Raw genomic sequence first — 3,994 nt, forward strand, 5'->3', positions numbered from 1 at the left:
GGTCGAGGCCTTCCGGGGTGATCACCAGCGGCTTCCAGCGCGGCTTGATGAAGGCCGTGGGTGCATCGGCCGGCACCTTGCGCAGGTTGTCGGCGTTCATCTCACGCAGGGTCTGCACGGCTGCCAGCACGCCTTGCGCGGCCGGCCCGTGCTGTTCCCCAACTTTTCGCTCGGCGAAGAGTATGAACATGCGCCGCCGGCGACGAATCGCCAAATCTCACCGTATCTCCCGAGCGGACGATTTCGCACCGGTCTGCCCGTCGAAGGGCTTGCGATCGAACGGGGCGACCTTTTCTATGCATGTCCGCGAGCCAGCGTCTTTTATGGCACGGCGCTCGACGCCGACCTTCGGACGCGCGGCGTAAGCACGCTTGTCATGGCCGGGATAAGCACCACCGGCGTTGTTCTTTCAAGCGTCGCCTGGGCTAGTGATGCGGACTACGACGTGCGTTTGGTCCAGGACTGCTGCTACGACCCGGATCGGGATGCCCACGAAGCTCTGTTGCGTTCCGGGTTCGGCGGACGTGTACAGGTCGTGTAATTTTCGGGCCTCGCATGATCGCGGCCATAGCCGCAGGTGGATTGGTGCGAGGCAGGGCCAGTCCAAGTCAGGGTGCGGTCATCGCGGCGCCTGCAACTCTCAAAAACCCATCGCCGTAGCGGAGGTCTTGTAATCGCATGTCATTACGCACGCCCGATTTATTGTTCACAGCGATAGCACCTGCCATTTGGGGCAGCACCTACATTGTCACCACCCAATACCTGCCGAACTTCTCACCGATGACGGTCGCGATGCTGCGGGCGTTGCCGGCGGGTTTATTGCTCGTGATGATCGTCCGACAGATTCCAACGGGAATCTGGTGGATGCGCATCTTCATCCTCGGCGCACTTAATATTTCGCTATTCTGGAGCTTGTTGTTTATTTCGGTCTACCGCCTGCCGGGCGGGGTCGCGGCGACGGTAGGCGCTGTGCAGCCGCTGATGGTCGTGTTCATCTCTGCCGCTCTGCTAGGTAGCCCGATACGATTGATGGCGGTCCTGGGGGCTATTTGCGGAACTGCGGGCGTGGCGCTGTTGGTGTTGACACCAAACGCAGCGCTAGATCCTGTCGGCGTCGCAGCGGGCCTGGCGGGGGCGGTTTCCATGGCGTTCGGAACCGTGCTGACCCGCAAGTGGCAACCTCCCGTGCCTCTGCTCACCTTTACCGCCTGGCAACTGGCGGCCGGAGGACTTCTGCTCGTTCCAGTAGCTTTAGTGTTTGATCCGCCAATCCCGATGCCTACAGGAACCAATGTTCTCGGCCTGGCGTGGCTCGGCCTGATCGGAGCGGGTTTAACCTACTTCCTTTGGTTCCGGGGGATCTCGCGACTCGAACCTACAGTTGTTTCCTTACTGGGCTTTCTCAGCCCGGGGACCGCCGTGTTGCTAGGATGGTTGTTCTTGGATCAGACGCTGAGTGCGCTTCAAATCATCGGCGTCCTGCTCGTGATCGGGAGTATCTGGCTGGGCCAACGTTCCAACCGCACTCCTAGGGCGCGTATAGCTTGCCGGAAGTCGCCTTGACCCGCATGGCATAGGCCTATCGTTTCCACGATCAGCGATCGGCTCGTTGCCCTGCGCCGCTCCAAAGCCCGCGACGCAGCGCCGGCAGGCAGAGCAAGTAGAGGGCAGCGCCTGCAATCCATGCCCACCCGTTCCACGTTGTTATAGAAGCCGCATAGATCGCCGTGAAGAGGAGGGGTCCGACGATCGAGGTCAGGCTGGTGAGCGCCGCCAGTGAGCCTTGCAGCTGCCCCTGACGTTCCTCATCCACCTGCCTGGACAACATTGCTTGCAGCGCCGGCATTCCGATGCCACCCGAAGCAAGCAGGACCATGATCGGGAACGCCATCCATCCCCGTGTCGCGAAGGCAAGCAGGATGTAGCCTGTGCCGTCGGCAATCATTCCGAGCATGAGTGCCCGCCTTTCGCCGAGCCGGGCGGCTACAGGGCCGGTGATCATTGCCTGGGCGAGTGAATGCAGAATGCCAAATGCGGCAAGCGAAATGCCGATCGTGGTCGCGTCCCAGTGAAAGCGATCCTCGCCGAAAATGACCCAAAGCGCGGCCGGCACCTGTCCGACAAGTTGCATGATGAAGAAGACCGCCATCAGGGCGGCGACGACGGTCATGCCCCGGGCCCACCGGAACGAAGCGAGCGGGTTGAGAGCCTCCCGGCGTAACGGCCGGCGTTCGCCTTTGTGCGACTCCGGCAAAAGGAAACAGCCCGTCAGGAAATTGAGGCCGTTCAAGGCTGCCGCGGCGAAGAACGGAGCGTGGGGGGAGAAACCGCCCATCAGCCCACCGAGCACAGGTCCCGCGACCATCCCGAACCCGAAACAGGCGCTCATGAAGCCGAAGTGCCGCGCGCGCTCATCGCCATCAGTGATATCGGCAATATAAGCGCCGGCTACCGCCCCAGTCGCCCCGGTGATGCCGGCCACGATCCGCCCGATATAGAGAACCCAAAGGAAAGGCGCCGTCGCCATGATGGCGTAGTCGACAGCAGCGCCGGCCAGCGAGACGAGCAAGACCGGCCGCCGCCCGAAACGATCCGACAGCGCGCCCAGCACAGGTGCGCAGGCAAATTGCATCAACGCATACAGCGCCAGCAGAATGCCATAGTGGGCGGTGACGTCGTTCGAGTGAACCAGATCGCGCAGGAGGCCCGGCAGCACCGGCATAATCAGGCCGATGCCGACAGCGTCGAGCGCGACAGTGCTCAGAATTACGATCAGGGGTCTGTTGGGTTTCACGTCTGGCCTCCGGACCAGCCTCCGCTGGTCCGATTGAACGCGCGGATTCTTTATCACTGATAAGTTGGTGGACATATTATGTTTATCAGTGATAAAGTGTCAAGCATGACAAAGTTGCAGCCGAATACAGTGATCCGTGCCGCCCTGGACCTGTTGAACGAGGTCGGCGTAGACGGTCTGACGACACGCAAACTGGCGGAACGGTTGGGGGTTCAGCAGCCGGCGCTTTACTGGCACTTCAGGAACAAGCGGGCGCTGCTCGACGCACTGGCCGAAGCCATGCTGGCGGAGAATCATACGCATTCGGTGCCGAGAGCCGACGACGACTGGCGCTCATTTCTGATCGGGAATGCCCGCAGCTTCAGGCAGGCGCTGCTCGCCTACCGCGATGGCGCGCGCATCCATGCCGGCACGCGACCGGGCGCACCGCAGATGGAAACGGCCGACGCGCAGCTTCGCTTCCTCTGCGAGGCGGGTTTTTCGGCCGGGGACGCCGTCAATGCGCTGATGACAATCAGCTACTTCACTGTTGGGGCCGTGCTTGAGGAGCAGGCCGGCGACAGCGATGCCGGCGAGCGCGGCGGCACCGTTGAACAGGCTCCGCTCTCGCCGCTGTTGCGGGCCGCGATAGACGCCTTCGACGAAGCCGGTCCGGACGCAGCGTTCGAGCAGGGACTCGCGGTGATTGTCGATGGATTGGCGAAAAGGAGGCTCGTTGTCAGGAACGTTGAAGGACCGAGAAAGGGTGACGATTGATCAGGACCGCTGCCGGAGCGCAACCCACTCACTACAGCAGAGCCATGTAGACAACATCCCCTCCCCCTTTCCACCGCGTCAGACGCCCGTAGCAGCCCGCTACGGGCTTTTTCATGCCCTGCCCTAGCGTCCAAGCCTCACGGCCGCGCTCGGCCTCTCTGGCGGCCTTCTGGCGCTCCTGCTGCGGCGTCCGCTCGTGGGCCGTGGCGCGGGTCCGCGCGCCGGCCTCGTGCGCCTGGCGCTCGCGGGCGAGGTCCAGGGCGGCCGTCTTCACGTTCTGCCTTGCGCAGATGAGATAGGGGAGCCCGCAGAATTCGGAAAAAATCGTACGCTAAGGTTTTCCGGGCATCCGTAAGGGCCGAAACTTCCCGTCTTCCAGTCTGCGGCTCTGCCGCCAGACGTAATCGCCGGTTAGGTTGATGTGCTCCCAGCCCAGCGGCGACA

5 protein-coding genes are annotated in these 3,994 nt (G+C 62.5%); 3 read left to right on the plus strand and 2 right to left on the minus strand.

Annotated features, from left to right (window positions below):
* The first annotated feature begins 148 nt into the window (after positions 1–148).
* A complete protein-coding gene (locus tag J9892_RS15070; RefSeq protein WP_001351729.1) occupies positions 149–541 on the plus strand; it encodes an isochorismatase family cysteine hydrolase in 393 nt (130 codons plus the stop codon).
* Positions 542–678: 137 nt separating this feature from the next.
* Positions 679–1,563, plus strand: coding sequence for an EamA family transporter (locus J9892_RS15075; RefSeq protein WP_000058717.1), 885 nt, complete (start codon positions 679–681; stop codon positions 1,561–1,563).
* Between the two features lie 31 nt (positions 1,564–1,594).
* On the opposite strand, the gene tet(A) is transcribed toward J9892_RS15075, so the two are convergent.
* On the minus strand, positions 1,595–2,794 hold the full coding sequence (gene tet(A) / locus J9892_RS15080; RefSeq protein ID WP_000804064.1) for a tetracycline efflux MFS transporter Tet(A): 1,200 nt from the start codon (positions 2,792–2,794) through the stop codon (positions 1,595–1,597).
* A 105-nt stretch (positions 2,795–2,899) separates the two neighbouring features.
* Between tet(A) and tetR(A) the strand changes: the two genes are divergently transcribed.
* A complete protein-coding gene (tetR(A), locus tag J9892_RS15085; RefSeq protein ID WP_000164043.1) occupies positions 2,900–3,550 on the plus strand; it encodes a tetracycline resistance transcriptional repressor TetR(A) in 651 nt (216 codons plus the stop codon).
* Between the two features lie 31 nt (positions 3,551–3,581).
* Here tetR(A) and J9892_RS15090 read toward each other — a convergent pair whose 3' ends face one another.
* On the minus strand, positions 3,582–3,824 hold the full coding sequence (locus J9892_RS15090; RefSeq protein ID WP_000844627.1) for a transposase: 243 nt from the start codon (positions 3,822–3,824) through the stop codon (positions 3,582–3,584).
* Positions 3,825–3,994 lie beyond the last annotated feature (170 nt).

Source organism: Aeromonas sp. Prich7-2, assembly GCF_017939255.1.
GTDB lineage: Bacteria > Pseudomonadota > Gammaproteobacteria > Enterobacterales > Aeromonadaceae > Aeromonas > Aeromonas caviae.